This is a genomic window from Actinocatenispora thailandica, from assembly GCF_016865425.1.
GTDB classification, from domain to species: Bacteria; Actinomycetota; Actinomycetes; order Mycobacteriales; family Micromonosporaceae; genus Actinocatenispora; species Actinocatenispora thailandica.
This window is the reverse complement of sequence record NZ_AP023355.1, coordinates 3,499,214-3,518,357: the sequence shown is the minus strand read 5'-3', so window position 1 is coordinate 3,518,357 and position 19,144 is coordinate 3,499,214. Positions and strand designations below refer to the sequence as shown.

13 protein-coding genes are annotated in these 19,144 nt (G+C 73.5%); 5 read left to right on the top strand and 8 right to left on the bottom strand.

Annotation, left to right across the window (positions count from 1 at the left end; all coding sequences use genetic code 11):
- Nucleotides 1–201: 201 nt before the first annotated feature.
- Complete coding sequence (locus tag Athai_RS15585; RefSeq protein ID WP_203962143.1) at nt 202–1,008, bottom strand: GntR family transcriptional regulator; 807 nt, start codon at nt 1,006–1,008, stop codon at nt 202–204.
- Nucleotides 1,009–1,224: 216 nt separating this feature from the next.
- On the bottom strand, nt 1,225–2,082 hold the full coding sequence (locus Athai_RS15580) for a PAC2 family protein (protein WP_203962142.1): 858 nt from the start codon (nt 2,080–2,082) through the stop codon (nt 1,225–1,227).
- Nucleotides 2,083–2,283: 201 nt separating this feature from the next.
- On the opposite strand from Athai_RS15580, the gene metH reads away from it, so the two are divergent.
- Nucleotides 2,284–5,805, top strand: coding sequence for a methionine synthase (gene metH / locus Athai_RS15575; protein ID WP_275422481.1), 3,522 nt, complete (start codon nt 2,284–2,286; stop codon nt 5,803–5,805).
- On the opposite strand, the gene Athai_RS15570 is transcribed toward metH, so the two are convergent.
- Nucleotides 5,792–6,604: a class I SAM-dependent methyltransferase gene (locus tag Athai_RS15570; RefSeq protein WP_203962141.1), complete on the bottom strand. Its 813-nt coding sequence runs from the start codon at nt 6,602–6,604 to the stop codon at nt 5,792–5,794. The two genes, metH and Athai_RS15570, sit on opposite strands and share 14 nt — an antisense overlap.
- A gap of 175 nt (nt 6,605–6,779) precedes the next feature.
- On the opposite strand from Athai_RS15570, the gene Athai_RS15565 reads away from it, so the two are divergent.
- The gene (locus tag Athai_RS15565) at nt 6,780–7,184 is read left to right on the top strand and encodes a VOC family protein (RefSeq protein WP_203962140.1); all 405 of its coding nucleotides are present in this window, start codon (nt 6,780–6,782) and stop codon (nt 7,182–7,184) included.
- Between the two features lie 152 nt (nt 7,185–7,336).
- Entirely contained in the window at nt 7,337–8,005 is a 669-nt protein-coding gene (locus Athai_RS15560) for an HAD family hydrolase (RefSeq protein ID WP_203962139.1), read from the top strand.
- Between the two features lie 211 nt (nt 8,006–8,216).
- On the opposite strand, the gene Athai_RS15555 is transcribed toward Athai_RS15560, so the two are convergent.
- Complete coding sequence (locus Athai_RS15555) at nt 8,217–9,455, bottom strand: MFS transporter (RefSeq protein WP_203962138.1); 1,239 nt, start codon at nt 9,453–9,455, stop codon at nt 8,217–8,219.
- Nucleotides 9,456–9,527: 72 nt separating this feature from the next.
- On the opposite strand from Athai_RS15555, the gene Athai_RS15550 reads away from it, so the two are divergent.
- Both Athai_RS15550 and Athai_RS15545 read left to right on the top strand, forming a co-directional pair.
- Complete coding sequence (locus Athai_RS15550; protein ID WP_203962137.1) at nt 9,528–10,517, top strand: ArsR/SmtB family transcription factor; 990 nt, start codon at nt 9,528–9,530, stop codon at nt 10,515–10,517.
- Between the two features lie 92 nt (nt 10,518–10,609).
- Nucleotides 10,610–11,095 carry a DUF3995 domain-containing protein gene (locus Athai_RS15545; RefSeq protein ID WP_203962136.1) on the top strand — a complete coding sequence of 162 codons (486 nt, stop codon included), beginning with the start codon at nt 10,610–10,612 and terminating at the stop codon, nt 11,093–11,095.
- Nucleotides 11,096–11,154: 59 nt separating this feature from the next.
- On the opposite strand, the gene Athai_RS15540 is transcribed toward Athai_RS15545, so the two are convergent.
- The 4 genes from Athai_RS15540 to eccB form a co-directional block, all read right to left on the bottom strand.
- Nucleotides 11,155–11,460: a YbaB/EbfC family nucleoid-associated protein gene (locus tag Athai_RS15540; RefSeq protein WP_420829786.1), complete on the bottom strand. Its 306-nt coding sequence runs from the start codon at nt 11,458–11,460 to the stop codon at nt 11,155–11,157.
- Nucleotides 11,461–11,482: 22 nt separating this feature from the next.
- The gene (locus Athai_RS15535) at nt 11,483–14,812 is read right to left on the bottom strand and encodes a right-handed parallel beta-helix repeat-containing protein (RefSeq protein WP_203962135.1); all 3,330 of its coding nucleotides are present in this window, start codon (nt 14,810–14,812) and stop codon (nt 11,483–11,485) included.
- A gap of 76 nt (nt 14,813–14,888) precedes the next feature.
- Nucleotides 14,889–17,783 (bottom strand): hypothetical protein, encoded by a 2,895-nt coding sequence (locus tag Athai_RS15530; protein ID WP_203962134.1) that lies wholly within the window; start codon nt 17,781–17,783, stop codon nt 14,889–14,891.
- A 3-nt stretch (nt 17,784–17,786) separates the two neighbouring features.
- Complete coding sequence (gene eccB / locus Athai_RS15525) at nt 17,787–19,142, bottom strand: type VII secretion protein EccB (protein ID WP_203962133.1); 1,356 nt, start codon at nt 19,140–19,142, stop codon at nt 17,787–17,789.
- Between the last annotated feature and the right edge of the window lie 2 nt (nt 19,143–19,144).

Sequence of the window (19,144 nt, the reverse complement as noted above, 5' to 3'; positions counted from 1 at the left end):
TCGGATGGTAGAACCGTCCACCACTCGGGCCGGCCGACGCCGCCGTGGTGTCGTCGTCTCCCCGGGCCCGCCGTCTCCCAGGCCGTCTTCTGCACGACACTGTGCTCCGGCCGCCGCTCGTCAGCGCAACTCGACGCCCGGCCGGCGCAGCGCACCGCGCTCCGGCCGGGCACCATCAGGCTGGCAACGGCATCCTCACGGTCAGGCCAGGACGATGTCGAAGCCGCCGTCGTCCTCGCGCGGATCGGGGCGGTCCGGGCCCTGCGGCACCGGGTACTCGTCGACCAGCATGGTGCCCGGCCCCGGCCAGGTGGCCTGGCTGACCTCCAGCACCGCGCCCTGCTCGTCGCGGGCCACGTGCAGCAGCGCCAGTACCGGGGTGTCCGGCCGGATGTGCAGCAGCTCCGCCTCGGTTCGACTCGGCTGGCGCGCCGTGATGTGGTCGCTCGCCTTCGTGTAGCGCCGCCCGGTGGCCTCCTCGACGGCCAGGTAGAGCGGACCGCGCGGCGCGTCGAGCGTGTCCAGCCCGCTGCCGGCGACATCGGCCGGAAGCAACCAGCTCGCGCCGACCTCCGCCGGCTGGTCACCCAGGTAGAGCACGTGCCGGCGTAGCACCAGCCGGGTGCCGACCTCGACCCCGAACGCGCGGGCCACGTCGTCGGGACAGGCCTCGGTGCCGGCCGAGATGAGGTGCTGGCGGTAGCGCACCGGCATGTCGCGGTGGTAACCCCGGGCGCGCCCGTACCGGGAGCGGGACAGCCGGTGCATCTGCCGCCGGCTGCCACGCACGAACGTGCCGGAGCCGGGCTTGGTCAGCACCAGCCCCTCGACCCGCAACTGGTCGAACGCGCGCTGCACGGTCTGCCGGGCCACCCCGTAGCTCGCCGACAGTGAGGGGATCGAGGGCAGCCGGTCGCCGGGTTGCAGCGAACCGGAGCGGATCGCCGCCCGCAGGTGCTCGGCGATCTGCCTGCTGGGTGCCTCCGCCGTACCGGGGTTGATCGTCACGGCTCGCCTCCTTCGGGTCGCTGCGGCGAGCATAAGCCCTAGCTTCCTAGGATGGCGTGCCCGCCGCGCCGGCAGCCGGGCGGCGGGCCACGGACGCGTGCAGCGAGCGGTGGGCCGCGCTCCGGGTCACCGGCCGACGTGGCGGGCGCGACGGCGCTCAGCGGCCGACGGGCCGCGGCAACCTGGCTCGCGGCCTACCGGCCGCGGCGACGGGGCTCAGCGGGCGGCGGGGCCGCCGCCGCGGCGCCGCAGGTACTTCTCGAACTCCTTGGCGATCTCGTCGCCGGACAGCGGCTCCAGGCCGGGCTCGTCGTCGCGCTGCTCCAGCGACTGCACGTACTCGGCGATCTCGGAGTCGGACGCGACGAGTTCGCGCACCTGCTCCTCCCAGTCGGCCGCGTCGGCCTCCAGGTTGCCGGTCGGCACCGGCAGGTCGAGCACCTCCTCGACCCGGTGCAGCAGCGCGAGCGTGGCCTTCGGGCAGGGCGGCTGGCTGACGTAGTGCGGCACGTGCGCCCAGAACGAGATCACGTCCAGCTCGGCGTGCTCGGCGGCCTCGTGCAGCACCCCGACCACGCCGGTCGGCCCCTCGTACTTGGTGGGGGCGAGGGAGAGCCGACGCATCAGCTCCGGGTCCCGGGCGCTACCGGTGATCGGCAGCGGCTGGCTGAACGGAACGTCGGCGAGCAGCGCGCCCAGCAGGACCACCTGGTCGATCTCCAGCCGGTGGCACACGTCGAGGATGTCGTCGCAGAAGCTCTTCCAGCGCATGTTCGGCTCGATGCCCCGCAGCAGGACCACGTCGTGCTCGGCCTCGGGCAGCCGGCAGAGGTAGAACCGGCTGGTCGGCCACTCGATCACGTCCGGGCCGGATTCGGACATCGTCACCGTCGGCCGGGTGACCTGGAAGTCGTAGTAGCTCTCCGGGTCGATCTGGTCGATCAGGTGCGCTTGCCACGCCGTGCGCAGGTGGTCCACCACCGCCGTCGCGGCGTCGGCGGCGTCGTTCCACCCCTCGAACGAGGCGATCAACACGGGGGAGCGCAGCACGGGAAGTCCGTCGAACTCGGTCACGCGGCCAGCCTACGTCGAGCCACCGACACCGCCTGCGGCGCTCCAGCGACACGCCGATATCGGTACAAAAGTGATCATTCGATCAGGCGGTCGCCGGGGGTGTCCGGGCGGTGTCGCGCCGGTGTCCGGCCGGCGTCCACCTCATGGCCGCCGAGGAGTGCCGGTCGAGCGAGGCGGTCGACGCGCGGCTAGCCTTGGCGGGTGGCAAACGCGAAGCTCTTGGACATCGTCCGTGACCGGGTGCTGCTCGCCGACGGCGGGATGGGCACCATGCTGCAGGCCGCCGACCCCACCCTGGACGACTTCCAGGGGCACGAGGGCTGCAACGAGATCCTCAACGTGACCAGGCCCGAGGTGGTGCGCGGCATCCACGACGCATACTTCGCGGCCGGCTCCGACTGCGTCGAGACGAACACGTTCGGTGCGAACTTCGGCAACCTCGGTGAGTACGGCATCGTCGAGCGCACCGCGGAGCTCGCCGAGGCGGGCGCCCGGCTGGCCCGCGAGGTGGCCGACGGCTGGGCCAGCCCGGATCGGCCGAGGTTCGTGCTCGGCTCGATGGGCCCCGGCACCAAGCTGCCCACCCTCGGCCACGCGCCCTTCGCGACGCTGCGCGACTCGTACCAGCAGGCCGCCGCCGGCCTGATCGCCGGCGGCGCGGACGCGCTGATCGTGGAGACCTGCCAGGACCTGCTGCAGGCCAAGTCCGCGGTGATCGGGGCCAAGCGCGCGATGGCGGCCGCCGGCCTGACGGTACCGCTGATCTGCCACGTCACGGTCGAGACGACCGGCACCATGCTGGTCGGCAGCGAGATCGGCGCCGCGCTCACCGCGCTGGAGCCGCTCGGCGTCGACTTCATCGGCCTCAACTGCGCGACCGGGCCGGCCGAGATGGCCGAGCACCTGCGCTACCTGTCCCAGCACGCCCGGGCGCGGCTGTCGGTGATGCCCAACGCCGGGCTGCCGGAGCTGACCCCGGACGGCGCGCGCTACCCGCTGACCCCGGACGAGCTCGCCGAGGCGCTGCACGAGTTCGTGTCCGACTACGGCGCGTCGCTGGTCGGCGGGTGCTGCGGCACCACGCCCGAGCACCTCGCCCGGGTCGCCGAGCGGGTCGCCGGCCTCACCCCGGCGCCGCGGACGCCGGGCAGTGAGCCCGGCGTCTCCTCGATGTACCACCACGTGCCGTTCCGGCAGGACGCCGGCGTGCTGATGATCGCCGAGCGGACCAACGCCAACGGCTCGAAGGTGTTCCGGGAGAAGATGCTCGCCGGTGACTTCACCGGCTGCGTGGAGATCGCCCGGGACCAGGCCCGCTCCGGTTCGCACCTGCTCGACCTGTGCATCGACTACGTCGGCCGGGACGGCAGCGTGGACATGCGCGAGATCGCCGGCCGGTTCGCCACCGCGAGCACGCTGCCGATCATGCTCGACTCGACCGAGCCGGCGGTGATCGAGGCCGGCCTGGAGGCGCTGGGCGGCCGGTGCGTGGTCAACTCGGTCAACTACGAGGACGGCGACGGGCCGGAGTCCCGGTTCGCCCGGGCCATGCCGATCATCCGCGAGCACGGTGCGGCGGTGGTCGCCCTGACCATCGACGAGGACGGGCAGGCCCGCACCGCGGAGTGGAAGGAACGCGTCGCGGTCCGGTTGATCGAGGACCTGACCACCAACTGGGGCCTGTCGACGGCGGACATTCTGGTCGACTGCCTGACCTTCCCGGTGTCCACCGGCCAGGAGGAGACTCGGCGCGACGCGCTGGAGACGATCGAGGCGATCCGCCGCATCCATGCCCGGTACCCGGAGGTCAACTTCACCCTGGGCGTGTCGAACGTGTCGTTCGGGCTCAACCCGGCGGCCCGGCAGGTGCTCAACTCGGTGTTCCTGCACGAGTGCGTGCAGGTCGGGCTGTCCTCGGCGATCGTGCACGCGAGCAAGATCCTGCCGATGTCGAAGATCCCGGACGAGCAGCGCGAGGTCGCGCTCGACCTGGTGTACGACCGGCGGCGGGAGGGCTACGACCCGCTGCAGAAACTCATCGAGATGTTCGAGGGCGTCGACGCGGCGTCGGCCCGGGCCAGCCGGGCCGAGGAGCTCGCCGCGCTGCCGCTGACCGAGCGGCTCAAACGCCGCATCATCGACGGCGAGCGCAACGGCCTGGACGACGACCTCGCCACCGCGCTGGCCGAGGGGTACAAGGCGCTGGACATCGTCAACGACATCCTGCTGGACGGGATGAAGGTGGTCGGTGACCTGTTCGGCTCCGGGCAGATGCAGCTGCCGTTCGTGTTGCAGTCGGCCGAGGTGATGAAGGCCGCAGTGGCCTACCTGGAGCCGCACATGGAGGCCACCGACGACTCCGGCAAGGGCACGATCGTGCTGGCCACCGTCAAGGGCGACGTGCACGACATCGGCAAGAACCTGGTCGACATCATCCTGTCCAACAACGGGTACACGGTCGTCAACATCGGCATCAAGCAGCCGATCGCGGCGATCCTGGAGGCGGCCGAGCAGCACCAGGCCGACGTGATCGGGATGTCCGGCCTGCTGGTCAAGTCGACCGTGGTGATGAAGGACAACCTGGCCGAGATGATGGCGCGCGGGCTGCACTCGCGGTGGCCGGTGATGCTCGGCGGCGCCGCGCTGACCCGGGCGTACGTGGAGGACGACCTGCGCGGCCAGTTCGACGGCGACGTGCACTACGCCAAGGACGCGTTCGAGGGTCTGTCGCTGATGGACAAGGTGATGACCGCCCGGCGTGGCGGTGCGCCGGTCGTCGACCCGGAACGCGAGGCGCAGCTGGCGAAGCGCCGTGAGCGGCGCGCCCGGCAGCAGGCGATGGTCACCGACACCGCCCCCGACCTGTACGACGCGTCGGTGCGCTCGGACGTCGCGACCGACGTGGCGGTGCCGCGACCGCCGTTCTTCGGTACCCGGGTGGCGAAGGGCATCCCGCTGGGCGACTACGCGGCGATGCTGGACGAGCGCGCCACCTTCCTCGGGCAGTGGGGCCTCAAGCCGACCCGCGGCGGTGACGGCCCGTCGTACGAGGAGCTCGCCGACTCCGAGGGCCGCCCCCGGCTGCGCTACTGGCTGGACCGGCTGGCCGCCGACAAGGTCATCGAGGCGGCCGTGGTGTACGGCTACTTCCCGTGCTACTCGGAGGGCAACGACCTGGTCGTGCTGGACGAGAACGGGCACTCCGAGCGGGCCCGGTTCACCCTGCCGCGGCAGCGCCGCGAGCGGCGGCTGTGCATCGCCGACTACTTCCGCCCGAAGGAGTCCGGCGAGCTGGACGTGGTGGCGTTCCAGCTGGTCACGGTCGGCGAGGCGATCAGCGACTACACCGCGAAGCTGTTCGCCGACAACGCCTACCGCGACTACCTGGAGGTGCACGGGCTGTCGGTGCAGCTCGCCGAGGCGCTCGCCGAGTACTGGCACCGCCGGATCCGGACCGAGCTGGTGCTGCCCGGCGGGGAGAGCGTCGCGGCGTCCGACCCGGGTGATCTGGCCGGCATGTTGAAGACCGACTACCGCGGCTGCCGGTACGCGTTCGGTTACTCGGCCTGCCCCGACCTGGAGGAGCGGGCGAAGGTCGTCTCGCTGCTCGACCCGGAGCGGATCAACGTCTCGCTGTCCGAGGAGTACCAGCTGACCCCGGAGCAGTCGACCGACGCGCTCGTCGTGCACCACCCGGAGGCCAGCTACTTCAACGCCCGCTGACCGGCTGCGACCGCCGCGTCTGTGCTGCGGACGCGGCGGTGTGCCGCAGCACGGCGAGGTACTCGTGCGCCTGGTGCAGCAGCGGCGCGTGCCCGACGTGATCGCCGTCGAGGTCCAGCTCGATGCCGTCGACGAACAGCCTGGCGACGGCCAGATCGGTGCCTTCCAGTAGCAGCATCAGGTCGGCCGGTGTGTAGCACCGGCCGACCTGGGTGATCGCGTCGTCCGGTCGGTCGGTCTCCCACCAGGTGTCGGTGTAGCGGCTGTGCACCGGGTCGAAGTCGGTGCGCTCGTCCACGGTGTAGGCGTAGCCGCGCGCTGGGTCGGCGTCCCGGTGTTCCCGGTCACCGGCCCAGCGCGCCCAGACGAACGGGTTCATCACGTCGATCAGTGCGTGCCCGCCCGGTCGCAGCCACTCCGCGCTGATCCGGCGCAGCAGCCTGCGCTGGTCGGCGTCGGTGCCGATCCCGAAGCCATTGAAGTAGCACACCACGTCGTGATCGCCGGGCAGCTGGACGGCGTAGAAGTCGTCGTGGACCACCCGCAGCCGCGGCCCGGCGTGCCGCTCCGCGTGCTCGGCCCGGTCGCTGATCTCCACCGCGGTCACCTGGTGCCCGCGTTCGGCGAGCGCCGCGGCCGTGTTGCCGTACCCGGCGCCGAGTTCGAGGATGCGGTACGGCCCGGGGCCACAGATCCGGCCGACGAGCTCGGCGCGCGCACGCTCCTGCTCGCCGACGGCGGCGAGGGCGGGCGCCCACCAGCGCCCCGTCGTCGAGTAGAACTCCGGTACCCAGTCCATCCCGGCAGCAGAGCATAGGCACCGGCGCCGTACCAACCGGGTTTCGCTCGGACCGCCGGCTCTGCGGCAGCGGCGCCAGGTGCGGTTCGGCGGATCCGGCGGCGTCGGGCGCCCCGCGGGCCCGGCGGGCGTGCGGCAGCATGCCGCGGACGCCGGTGTCGGGCACCATGGGCGGATGGATGGACGCGTCGAGGGCAGTGGCCCGCGGGAGAGCCGGCACGACTACTGGGGCGTGGTGCTGGACGCGCCGGACGGCCCGGCGCTGGCCCGCTTCTACGCCGAACTGCTCGGCTGGCAGGTCTCCTCGGCGGGGCCGGAGTTCGCGACGGTCGGTCCGCCGGACGGTGTCGCCTACCTGGCCTGCCAGACCTCGCCGGAGTACCGCCCTCCGGTGTGGCCGGCGGTCGGCGACGCCCAGCAGATGATGCTGCACCTCGATTTCGAGGTATCGGATCTGCCCGTCGCGGTGGCGGCGGCGCAGCGGCTGGGTGCCCGGTTGGCCGAGTTCCAGCCGCAGGAGTCGGTGCGGGTGCTGTTCGACCCGGCCGGCCACCCGTTCTGCCTGTACCTCGGCGACTGAGCGTCCCGGGCGGCACCTCCGGCCGTACCGAGCCGTCGGCGCGAGCCCTGGCTATCGGTTCAGTTACCTAGGAAGCAGTGCCTACGGTGATCCGCGCCACCCGAACGCGGCGGGCTGCCACGGCGACCCGCACTGACCGGCAGGATCGTGACATGCAGACGACGACCGACCTCGCCGCCGTCCTGTTCGACATGGACGGCACGCTCGTGGACAGCGAGAAGGTGTGGACCATCGCGCTCTACGAGCTGGCGGACAGGCTCGGCGGGCGGCTCTCCGACCGGGCCCGCGCCGACATGGTCGGTACCAACATGAGCCGGTCGATGGTGATCCTGCACGAGGACCTCGGCCTGCCGCTGGACGACACGACCGCGAGCGTCGCCTGGCTGGAGAACCGGATGGGGGAGCTGTTCGCCGAGGGCCTGGTCTGGAAGCCGGGCGCCCGCGGCCTGCTCGCCGCCGTCCGGGACGCCCGGGTACCGGCGGCGCTGGTCACCGCGACCCGGCGCCGCCTGGTGGACAAGGCGCTGAACACGATCGGCCGCGAGTTCTTCGCCGCGGTCGTCTGTGGCGACGACATTCCCGAGACCAAGCCGGATCCGGCCCCGTACCGGCGCGCCGCGGAGTTGCTCGGCGCGGACCCGCGGCGCTGCGTGGCGATCGAGGACTCGCCGACCGGGCTGGCCAGCGCCCGCGGCGCCGGTTGCGTCGTGCTCGGCGTGCCGAGCGAGGTCGACCTGTCCGGCATCGCCGGCGTGACCCTCGTCGGCAGCCTGGTCGACGTCGACGTCGACTACCTGCGCCGCCTCGCCACCACGGGCTGAGCGGCGCCACGCAGGGGCTGAGCGCCGCGACACGGGCTGAGCGCCGCGACACGGGCTGAGCGGCGCGACATGGGCCGAGCGGCGCGACACGCGGTGAGCGGCGGCACCACGGGCTGGGCGGTGCCACCACGGGGTGAGCGGCGCCGCCACCTGCCGGCCGGCAGGTGGCGCCCGGCGTACCTGAGGGGCCGTGGCGCGGGCCAGCGGCACGTCAGGCGTGGCCGGCCAGCGGGACCCGCGGATCGGCGCCGGCCCGGTCGGCGAGCCGGACCTGCCAGAGCACGAACGGCAACAGCAGCACGCCGAGCACCCCACCGGCCGCGATCACCGTCGGTACCGGCAGTACGTCGGCGGCGGCACCGGCTGCGGTCATCGCGAGGCCCTGGGCGGTCATCTGGCCCGCGGTCAACAAGGTCAGTGCGCTGCCGCGCAACGACTCCGGCACGGCGGCGAGGAACCGCTGATCCAACCCGAGGCTGTAGGTGATGGCGAGCCCGGTCGCCAGCTGGCAGCCGAGGCAGACCCACAGCGGCGGACCGAACGCGTACGCCAGCGACGGTACCGCTGCCCACAGCGCGGCCGGCGCCATCAGACGGGCCCGGCCGCGCGGGCCGAGCAGCGCGCCCGCGAGCGTCTCACCGAGGACAGCGCCGATCGGCATCCCGCACATCAGCAGGCCCAGCCAAGCCGGCGAGCCGTGCGCGCCGGCGACGAGCGGCGTCAGCAACGCCTCGCCGACGACCACGAACATCGGCGGTACCCAGGCGAAGATCAGCAGCGAACGGATCCGCCGGTCGGCGAGCAACCGCCGGGTCGCGGCCAGCGAGTCACCGAGCAGCCGGCCCGCGGCGGCGCGCGCCGGCCGGGTACGGGTACCGAGGCGCAGCACCGTCGCCGAGGCGAGGAACGTCACCGTGGTGACCGCGAGCACGCCGTGCGGGGAGACCGCGAGCAGCAGCAGCCCACCGATCCCGAACCCGGCCAGCTGCGCCGACTGGGACACCAACCGGATCACCGACCGGCCCAACACGTACCGGTCGCCGGTGCCGAGGATGTCGGTGAGCGTCGCTGCCCGGGTACCGGTGAACACCGGTGCCACGGCGGCGAGCACGCAGCGCAGCGCGAGCAGCGCGCCGACCGGCATTCCCGGTACGACCAGGCCGGCCGCGGCGGTGGCGCACACCAGGTCGCAGCCGACGAGTACCCGTCGGGTGGGGAACCGGTCGGCGACGCCGGACAGCAGGATGCCGCCCAGCGCGTACGGGAGCAGGCCGAGGGCGAGGCTCAGCGCGCTGAGCAGCGGGGAACCGGTCAGCCGGTACACCAGGACGGACAGGGCGATCTCGCCGAGCACCTCGCCGAGCATGGACAGCACGTGCGCGGCGAACACGGCGCGGAACTCGGGTACCGCGAAGACCGAGCGATAGCCGGCGCTGCGAGGGGACGACATGGCGGCACCCTGCCGGGCCGTGCACGCCACGTCCTATTGTTTCGGCTGGAGCCGAAAGATCGGGGAGTGTCGGTGGCGCTGCGGATCCGGTTCGGGGTGGACGACCTCGCGCGCTGCCGGTTCGCGCTGTCCCCGCTGTGCGAGACGCACGAGGCGGTGCGCACGCTGCGCCGCTCGGCGCGACACGCCTACCACCTGCCGTGGCTGCGGCGCACCAGGGACGCGGCGCGCGGCCTCGACCTGGCGGAGCTGTCGCTGGTGATGCCCGATCCCGGCTACACGCCGGACTTCCTGGGCCCGCCGCCGGCGACGCCGTACACGACGCTGGTGTCGTTCGAGACCGAACTGGCCCGGCTGGCGGGCACCGATCCGCAGCTGGCGGGACGCGAACTGCGGCGCTCGCTGGAGACCACGCCGGGGGCCGCCGACTCGCCCGCGGGCCGGCGGCTGCTCGCCGACCCGGCGGGCGCGGTACGGCGGTTCGCCGCGGCCACCGAGCGGGCCTGGCACGCGCTGGTCGCGCCGGACTGGCCGCGGATCCGTACCGTGCTGGAGGCCGACATCGCCCATCGGGCACGGCAGCTGGCCGTCGGAGGGCTGCGGGCGCTGTTCGCAGACCTGCACCCGCGGCTGCGGTTCGCCGACGACACCCTGACCGTGCTGACCGCGGACGGCACGCCCCGCCGCCAGGAGCTGGCCGGCCGCGGACTGGTCCTGATGCCGAGCGTGTTCTGCTGGCCGGAACCGATCAGCGGGTTCGCGCCGCCGTGGCAACCGACCGTGATCTACCCGGCCCGCGGCATCGACGGGCTCTGGCAGCCCGGTCCGACCGCCACCGCCGCGCTCGTCCGGCTGCTCGGCGCGAACCGGGCGGCGATTCTCGCCGCGCTGACCGAACCGACCACCACCACGGTGCTCGCCGACCGGCTCCGGCTGGCGCTGTCGTCGGTCTCGGCGCACCTGGCCGTGCTGCGCGATGCTGGCCTCGTCACCGCGCACCGCAGCGGCCGGCACGTCTGGTACCAGCGCACCGCGGTGGGCGCCGTCCTCACCGCCGAGTAGAGGTGTCTCCAGGTCGGGTCGGCCGGGCCGGGCGGATTCGACCCGCCCGGCACGGATCGAGACGGTGCCACCGGTACCGGTAGGCTTCCCGCATGTCGTCCGCGAGGAGCCGGGTGATCGTCGCCGCCACTGTGGTGTGGTGTTGCGTCTTCGCGGCGGTCCACGCCTTCTGGGCGTTGGGCGGCGGCGTCGGCCTGGCCTCCTCGGCCGGCGCCCAGCTGGCGACCCGGCGTCCGCTGTGGTTCGTGCTTCTCGGCCTCTGGGGGACGGCGGTGTTGCTGCTGGCCGGCGCCGGGCTCGCCGGCTGGTCGGCGGTCGTGGCGTCGTCACCTCGCTGGCGACGTGCGGGCACCGGAACGATCGCCCTCGTCGGCGTCGTGCTGCTGGTCCGGGCGGTGGCGGTCGAGTCCGCTCTGCTGGCCAACGTCGGCGGGGTTCGCACCGCCGCCGGACCGGTCGAGACCCGCTGGAGCCTGGCGCTGTGGAACCCGTGGTTCGCCTTGGGAGCCGCGCTGTTCCTCGCGCTGGCCGTCCAGCTCTCCCGCCGGTACCGCGGCGAACCGCGGACCGAGTCCTGACCGGGTTCCGCTACGCCCGGCGCCGGAGAAACGCCGGGCGAGGACGCTCGTCGCCGGCGTCAGTAGAGGTTGATCTCGACCGGGCCCATCCGTTCCCGGGCGAGCGCCGCGGCGTTGGCCGCCGCCGAGCGGATCGCCTGGGCGATGGCGTTCTCCAGGGCCGCGGTGTCCGCGGTGGCGAAGACCCCGGGATCGACCTGGACGGACCGGAGCCGGCCGAGGCCGCTCGCGCGCACCGTGACCGTACCGTCGTCGGACCGGCCACGGACCTCGGCCGCGGTCAGGTACGCCTCCGCCGACCGCATCCGCTGCTCCAGCGCGCGGCCGGCGGCCAGCATCTCGTCTCTCGTCGGCGGATCGGCCACGGCGTTCCTTCCGTCGTTCCGGTCAGCCCACCGTGGCGAAGCCGCCGGAGGCCGTGGGCGAGGCGCCGTTGGAGGCGCTGACCAGTCCGTTGACGTCGGCCAGTGCCAGAGTTCGCGATCGCGCGGCGCGGCTCAGCCGCCAGGACAGCTGATGCGCGGCCCGGGCCGTGGGCGCCGGCAGCCGGGCCGCGAGCCCGACCAGCGCCGACCGCACCTCGTCGGGCACCTCGTGGCCGCGTTGCACCAGGTGCCGGGCCGTGATCTCGGCCAGCTCGGCCGCCTCGTACTCCGGGATGGTCCAGGTCTGGCCGAACACCTCGGTCAGGGCGGGTACCGCGGCCCGCAACCGTTCCGCGACTCCGGGCTCGGCGAGCAGCAGCACGACCGGATCGCCGAGACTGCCGCGGACCTGGCGGACCAGCGACTCGATGACCTCGATGCCGTTCGACTCGCCGTCCTCGGTGTGGTCGACGACGAGGACACCGCCCTTCGCGTCGTGCAGCGCGTCGGCGACCAGGCTGTGCTCCTGGCCGGGCCAGCCCGCGGCCAGTCGCTGCCGGGTCGAGGCGGTCACCAGCTGCCCGACCGGAACCACGTCCAGCTCGGACAGCCCCGCCGCGTAGTGCCGGGCGAGTTCGCTGCGGCCGCTGCCCCGGGCGCCGACCAGCAGCGCGTTGCCGTGCCGGCCGATGCCGCGGTACCGGTTGCGCATCTCCCGCAGCTGAACCAGTGTCGCGCCCATCGCCTCCCGCACCTCCGTCGCCCCGACGAGCCCGCCCAGCCGCTGCCAGCTCTGCGAGGCGCTGACCGCCCCGTTCGGATCGGTGGTCGCGTCGACGCGGGTCTGCTCGGCCGGCAGCTCCTCCAGCTGTGCCAGCTCGACAGCGAGGTCCGCGGCGGTCAGCCGGCTCAGGTCGGTGTTCTTGGTGGGCGGCTCGCCGGCGAGCCGGGACGCCTGGTTGTTGATCATCGACTCGAACAGCTTGCGAGCCACCCGGCCGTTGCCGAACGTCGAGTTGCGGGGTACCCGCTCGAAGTACGTGCGCAGCGCGTCGATCCCGTCGTCGTCCAGCTCGTAGTAGTGCTGCCGGCAGAGGTTGGAGGTGATGGTGATCAGCTCGTCGACCGAGTAGTTCGGGAACTCGATGGTCCGGGTGAAACGCGACGCGAGCCCCGGGTTGGAGGCGAGGAAACCCTGCATCAGCTCGGAGTAGCCGGCGACGATCACCACCAGTTCGTCCCGGTGGTCCTCCATGATCTTCATCAACGCGTCGATCGCTTCCTGGCCGAAGTCCGGGCCCGAGCCACCGGTGTCGGCCGCCAGCGTGTACGCCTCGTCGATGAACAGCACCCCGCCGATCGCCTTGCTGACCAGCTCGGTGGTCTTGATCGCGGTCGACCCGATGTACTGCCCGACCAGGTCGGCTCGCGCCGCCTCGATCATGTGTCCCTTGCGCAGCACCCCGAGCTCGGCCAGGATCGATCCGTAGAGTCGCGCCACGGTGGTCTTCCCGGTCCCGGGCGGGCCCGCGAAGACCAGGTGGCGACTGATCGGCGGCATCGGCAGCCCCATCCGCTGCCGGGTCTGCGCCATCTTGATCAGGTTGATCAGCGCGTTGACTTCCTGCTTGACCCCCTGCAGGCCGATCAGGTCGTCGAGGTCGCGCAGCGGCCCGGTCAGCTCCTCGGCGTCCGGTCGCTCGGCGACCGCATCCGGAGCGGGTTCGGTGGGCCGGCCGCGGTCGGCCGGAGCCGGCGCCTCCGCCGGCGTCCCGGTACCGGCGGAACCCTTGGTGCCGTTGGTGGTCAGCGACTCGACGGTCAGCGCGGCGTCGGCGCACTGCTGGATGTCCTGGGCACCGTTGCCGGACACCACGCAGCGCGTGATCGAGACCGGTTCGCCGGTGTCGACGTCGAACCCGTGCGTCCGGCTCTGCAGGATCTCGCACTCCACGAAGCTGCCGCGGGCACCGGGCTCCAGGCGTACCCCGGCCCGGCCCGCCCGGCGGATCCGCACCTGGTGGGCGGTCGCCGTGCTGCCGGCGCCGACCCGCAACCCGTCCGCGGGCGCCTCGACCACCTCGACGTCGCGCAGCCGCAGGTCCGCCCGCTCACCCAGGTCGAGTCCGGCGCCGCGGAGGCCGGCCGATTCGAGCAGCAGTGACGAGCCGGCGCCGACCGTGACGCAGCTGTCGGCGGAGCCGGTGAACCGGGCACCGCGTACGGTGCCGCGGGCGTCGTCCTGCAGTTGCAGCGCGACCGCGCCGCCCGACTCGAACGTGAGGTCGGCGCCGGTCACCGTGGAGCCGTCCGTGGCCAGTACGCCGGCGCCGGCGGTGATGGTCGCCTGCAGCCGGCGCAGCTCGATCGAGGAGTTCTCGCCGACCAGCGCCACGTGCTCGGTGGTGCCCGAGACCGTCATGCCGTCGAACGTCGGCGCGCTGCGGCCGTCCACGGTGACCGCGAAGCGGGAGTTGGTGAAGACGCAGTCGACGAACCCCGGCCTGCCGCCGTCGGCGACGTGCACCGCGCTGTACCCGGCCGAGTCGAAGGTGCAGCGGCGAAACCGGGGCCGGGCCCCGTCCATCACGTACACCGCCTGCTGGCCGGCGCCGGACAGGTCTGCCTCGGACACGGTCAGATCCACCTCGCCGCGGCAGAACACGTCGGCGAGCGCACTCTGCCGTACCGTCAAGCCGTCCACCCGGGCCCGGCCCCGCTCGTCGACGACGAACGCCGGCTTGCCGGAGCCCACGATCGTGCACTGCTCGGCGACCAGGTTGCCGTCGCCGTTGACGCAGATGCCGTTCGCGGTCGGGTTGGCCACCCGGCAGCGCCGCAGCGTCAGGGCGCCCTGCTCGCCGACCACGACACCGCTGGTGCCGACGTCGTGGATGGTGGTGTCCTCGACCGTACTCATCGACGGCGACGTCAGCACGATCCCCACCCCGGTGGGCGCGCCGATCTCGCAGTTGCGCAGCGCGATGGAGCCCTGCAGTCGGCTGAGCAGGGCGGTCCACGCCGCGCCCTCGACCCGGCAGCCGTCCAGCGCCGCCTCACCCGAGTACACGTCGACGGCGGCGAGCTTCGCGTCGTCGCTGGACAGCGAGATCCCGTGCAGCTGGGCGCCCTCACCGCCGACCGTCAGCACGCTTCCCGCCGGTACGTGCACGTGCACCGTGCCGGGTTCGGCGGCACTGATGGTGACCCGGGTGGCCAGCACGAGCTTCTCCTCGTACCGGCCGGGGTGGACGGTGATCGTGGCGCCCGGCTCGGCGCGGGCGAGGGCGGCACCGATGGTCGGCAGCGCGCCCGGCATGCCACCGCCCACCGTCAGCAGTTGCGCACTCATCGGCGTTCCTCCTCCGTCGGAACACCGATGAGGCACCAAGGCAGGCAACGCCCACGGTTCGCTCGCTCACGCTCACTCATGGCAAGGCCACCTCCATCTCCCGCACCGGGCCGGCCAGGCCGGGAAGCACCCCGAACCGGGCCGCCGTCGCCGTGCCGGTACGTTGCCGACGCTCGCCGTCGGTCCACCGCTCCACGCTGCGCCGCAACGACTTGATCGCGAGCTCGTCCAGCGACAACCGGTTGCGGTCCACGTTGCCCTCCTCGTCGATCTCGCTGCTGCCGATCTCCCGGAGCAGGACCGCGCCGCGCCGCTCGGGCGTGCCCGCCTCGACCGCGAGCACCTTGAAGTTGGTACCGGGCAAGAAGACCACCCGGTCGTCGACGTGCTCGTCGCCGTCGGGTTCCAGCAGCGCGGTGCGCCGGGCGGTCATCGACCAGACCAGCACGTCGGTGTCGCCGCGCTGGTTCGCGCACGGCGCCGACAACATGTTGACGAAGCTCCAGTCGGTCACCAGCCGCCGGTCCCGGTAGAAGGCCCACTCGCTGTCGGTCAGGTCCGCCCGCAGCACGGCGGTGCCCCGGAACGACGGCAGCCGGCTCAGGCCGGCCGCGGTGCACCGGGCGAACGGTACGTGCGGGCCGCCGCGGCCGGACCGCAGTCCGGCGTCGATGCCGATGCCGCGGGAGCTGAGGTAGAGCCGGACCGCGACCGAGTCGACCAGCACGTCGTCGTTGTTCGTACCGGCGCCGCCGGTCATGCCGGGATGCTCGGACATGATCCGGGCGACCGAGCTGGCCAGCGTGTCGAAGTCGCGGCTCAGCGACCGGCGCAGCCAGCTCCGTTCGTTGTCGAGTCCGCGCCGCGGGATCAACGCCGACGCCTTGGCCGCCGGTACCGGCTGGGGCCGGGCCACGGTGCCGGTGGGCACGGTGGCCGCGGGCCCGCCGGCGGCCACGTCGCCCAGTACGGCCGGCGGGTCATCCGGCCGGATCTGCTGTGCGCCCGGCGGGGTTGGCGCAGTCCCGTCCTCGGTGGACGCCGCGCCGGGCGCGGTGGGCTCGGTACCGGCCCGGAGGTGGGCGCCGTCGCCGGGCGGCGCGGCACCGGTGTCGGGGGCGCCGTCACCGGCCGGCGGCGGGAACGGTGCGTCCGGCGGCAGGCTCGGGCTCGGCGGCCGGCCCAGGCTCGGCATCGGGTTCTGCTCCCGCGCCGGGTGGGCGGTCGTCGAGCCGGCCGCGTCCGCTTCGGCCGGGCGTCCGGCGTCCGGGGGCGGGTCGTCCCGGCTCCCGGTCGGTTCGGTGACCGCCGGGTCGGGGGCGCCCGGCCCGCCGGCCGCCGGGGCAGCGGCGGCACCGCCGGCGTGCCCCGCATCGCCCGGCTCCCGATTGTCGTCCTCGGGTGCCGAGCCGTCGGGCTGTCCGGCGGGAAGCCACTCCGGCGGCGCCCAGCCCAGGGCGGCGTCGCTCAGCACCGCCGGGTGCGGCTGTTCGGGCGCGGCGGGCGCGACCTGCGCTGGCCCGGCCGGCGTGTCCCGGCCGGCCGGGGCGTCGTCCGCACCGCGGGGGGACAGGGTGCCGTCGGCGGGGGCGGCCGGAGCGCGCGGCCCGAGGGTCGCCGGGGCCTGGTCGGCCGCCTCCAAGCGGGCCACCGCCGGCGCGGGCGCCAACGTCGCGAGGGCGGCGGCAACCGATGGCGGCAGCTCCCGCCTGGTCGCCAGGGCGGACGCGGCGCACAGCACGCTCGCCGCCCCGACGGAGCGGTCCAGCTGCCCGGCCAGGTCCTCGGCCAGCACCCGCATCCGCTGCGCGCGCGCCGGTACCGCGTCGTCGAAGATCAGCGCGGCGACATCGGGATCGAGCGGCACCGACCGGACCTGCGCCGCGTTGGTCGGTTCCGCGGGCGGCCGGACCCACAGCCCGGACTGGACGATCTCGATGACGGCATCCGGTGCGTACCAGTAGATCCGGGGGCTGACCTCCTCCGCTCGGGGCAGCGGGATGCGGTGACTCAACAGGGCCGGCCCGAGGCCCGCGGCGGGCGAGCCGTTGCGCGGTTGATAGCCCAGCTCCAGGACGAACGGGCGCCAGCCCGGCCGGGCGTTGGAGGCGATCGTCCGGATCTCGAACACTGCCGGCCGGCCGATCGGCATGCCGGTGTAGCAGACGATCCCGGTACCGAGGAAGTCGGCGAGTGCCTGCCCGAACGCCTCGCCACCGGGCACCCGCACGTCGCCGTACCGCACGAAGCGCACCCGCGCCCGGACCGACTCGTCCAGGCCGTGCCAGAAGCGGGCGGCGTCGTCGAGCGACACCGGCGCGGTACCGGGGCAGCCCAGCAGTACGGTCAGCACCTCCGGCTGGCACGGCACGTTGGCGCTCAACAGCCCGCGGTGCGCCGCGATCACCTCCGGCGCGCGGACATCGTGGATCCAGACGCCGCTCGGCATCGGTTCGATCCCGGTGGTGGAACTCGACGTCCAGTACTCCGAGGCGGCCGAGTCCCACCGCGGTGTCGGGTAACGCTTGGAGTCCCAGACCGGCACCCGCCCGGGGCGCAGCCGCATCCACCCGCTGTCCGGCTTGGAGTAGACGAACAGGACGCCGCCCGGGCCGCGCACCAGGTCGCCGTTGGGCGCGAGCACGGTGCGGTTCAGGCGCTGCGCCAGCCACTGACCGATCATGATCGACGCGCCGCGCTGGCCGCCGTGCGCCAGCAGCCGGATGCCGCGCCGCCGGCTGCGTGGCACCGCACTCGCCACCGACTCCCACGCCACGACTGGCAGCTCGTCCTGCAGGTCGAGCAGCACGATGTCGTTGTCCGGATCGGCGGCGAGGGGCAATGCGAGCGCCTGCAGCGCGCTGCTCGGCTCGCTGCGGGACAGCACATGGGCGTGCCCGACGGAGTGCTCGACGATCGGCTCGCCCGGCTCGTACTCGCCGTTGCGCAACAGTCCGCGGATGGACGGCATGCGCTAACTCCCTCCGAGCTGGGTGACGGCCGAGCGGCTCAGCGCCGGACCCTGCTGCAACGACGACAGCAACGCGGTCGGCAACGGGATCGTGGCCGAGGTGTCGAGCCGCAGCGCCTGGATGGTGTCGTTGCCGCGCAACGGGTACGCGACCCCGTTGTCCGAGATCAGGTAGGGGTGCTGCGCGCTGGTCCGGGTCACCGGTGCCGGCACCGCGAGCAGCCCGGTACCGGGCGCGACCAGCACCGAGGTACGGCCGCTGGCGGACACCCCGGCGTTCGCCCGGGTCGTGAACACCACCTGGCTGTGCACCGAGGTGCCGGCCGGGCGCTGCCGCACGCACAGCACGCCGCCGTCCGGGTGCTGCCAGTGCAGGCCGCTGAGGTCCGGTAGCCGGCCGACCAGCGAGCGGTCGCTGGAGCGCTGCGCGGCGACCGCGTCCACCGCGTTCAGCGGTACCGGTCGGGTGTGCGTCACGGCGGTCGCGAGCAGGAAGTCCATCCGGTCGATCGGGGCGAGCCCGTCGTCGCGCAGCACGAACAGCTGCTCCGTACCGCCCGTGGCGCGCTGCCGGAAGAGCGTGCCCACCGGGTACTGCCGGCCCGCCACCTTCGGCCCGGCCGCGCCGGCGTTCGGGATCTTCGGCGGGCTCAGCGTGGCGCCGGTGGGCAGCCACTTCAGCCAGGCGTCCGGCGCCACCGCCGGTCGCGCGCCGCCGGCGCCCAGCGCGGCCAACACCGCGTCGCCGGTCACCGGGTACTTGTGGCCCCGGGCGACGACGTAGGCGGTGCCGTCGCCGGACTGGGCCAGGGAGAACGAGTCACCGTGCAGCGCGGTGGCCGGTGCCGACGGGTTCAGGTTCAGGCCCATCCCGTCGCCCGGCCGCGCCACGACGGACCCGGGCAGGCAGGCCAGCCACGGGCCGCGCACCAGGTCCGCCGGCTGCGGGACCGTCTGCGGTGCGCCGGCGATGCCGATCGCCGGCCCGCGCGGTACGTGCTTGAGCGACTCCCGCGAGATGAGTTTGACGGTCGCCGACGGGCCCTGCACCAGCAGCGCCGAGGTCAGGTTCGGGACCGGATGCAGCTGCCCGTTCAGGTAGACGTAGCGGGTGCCGCTCTCCTTCTCCACCAGGATGGCGCCCTGCTGCTGGTACGCCTTGCTGCCGCCGGGTTTGATCCAGCCGTAGACGCCGAACCCGGCGACGATCAGCACCGCCAGGATCACCCCGAGCAGCAGGCCGGTCAGCGGCCGGCGGCCCGGGATCTGCGGGTTGGTCGAGTTACCCTCGACCAGCGCCGAGGAGATGCGGCCCATGTTGAACGAGTACGCGTGTACGTGGTCGCGCTGAGTCTGCATGG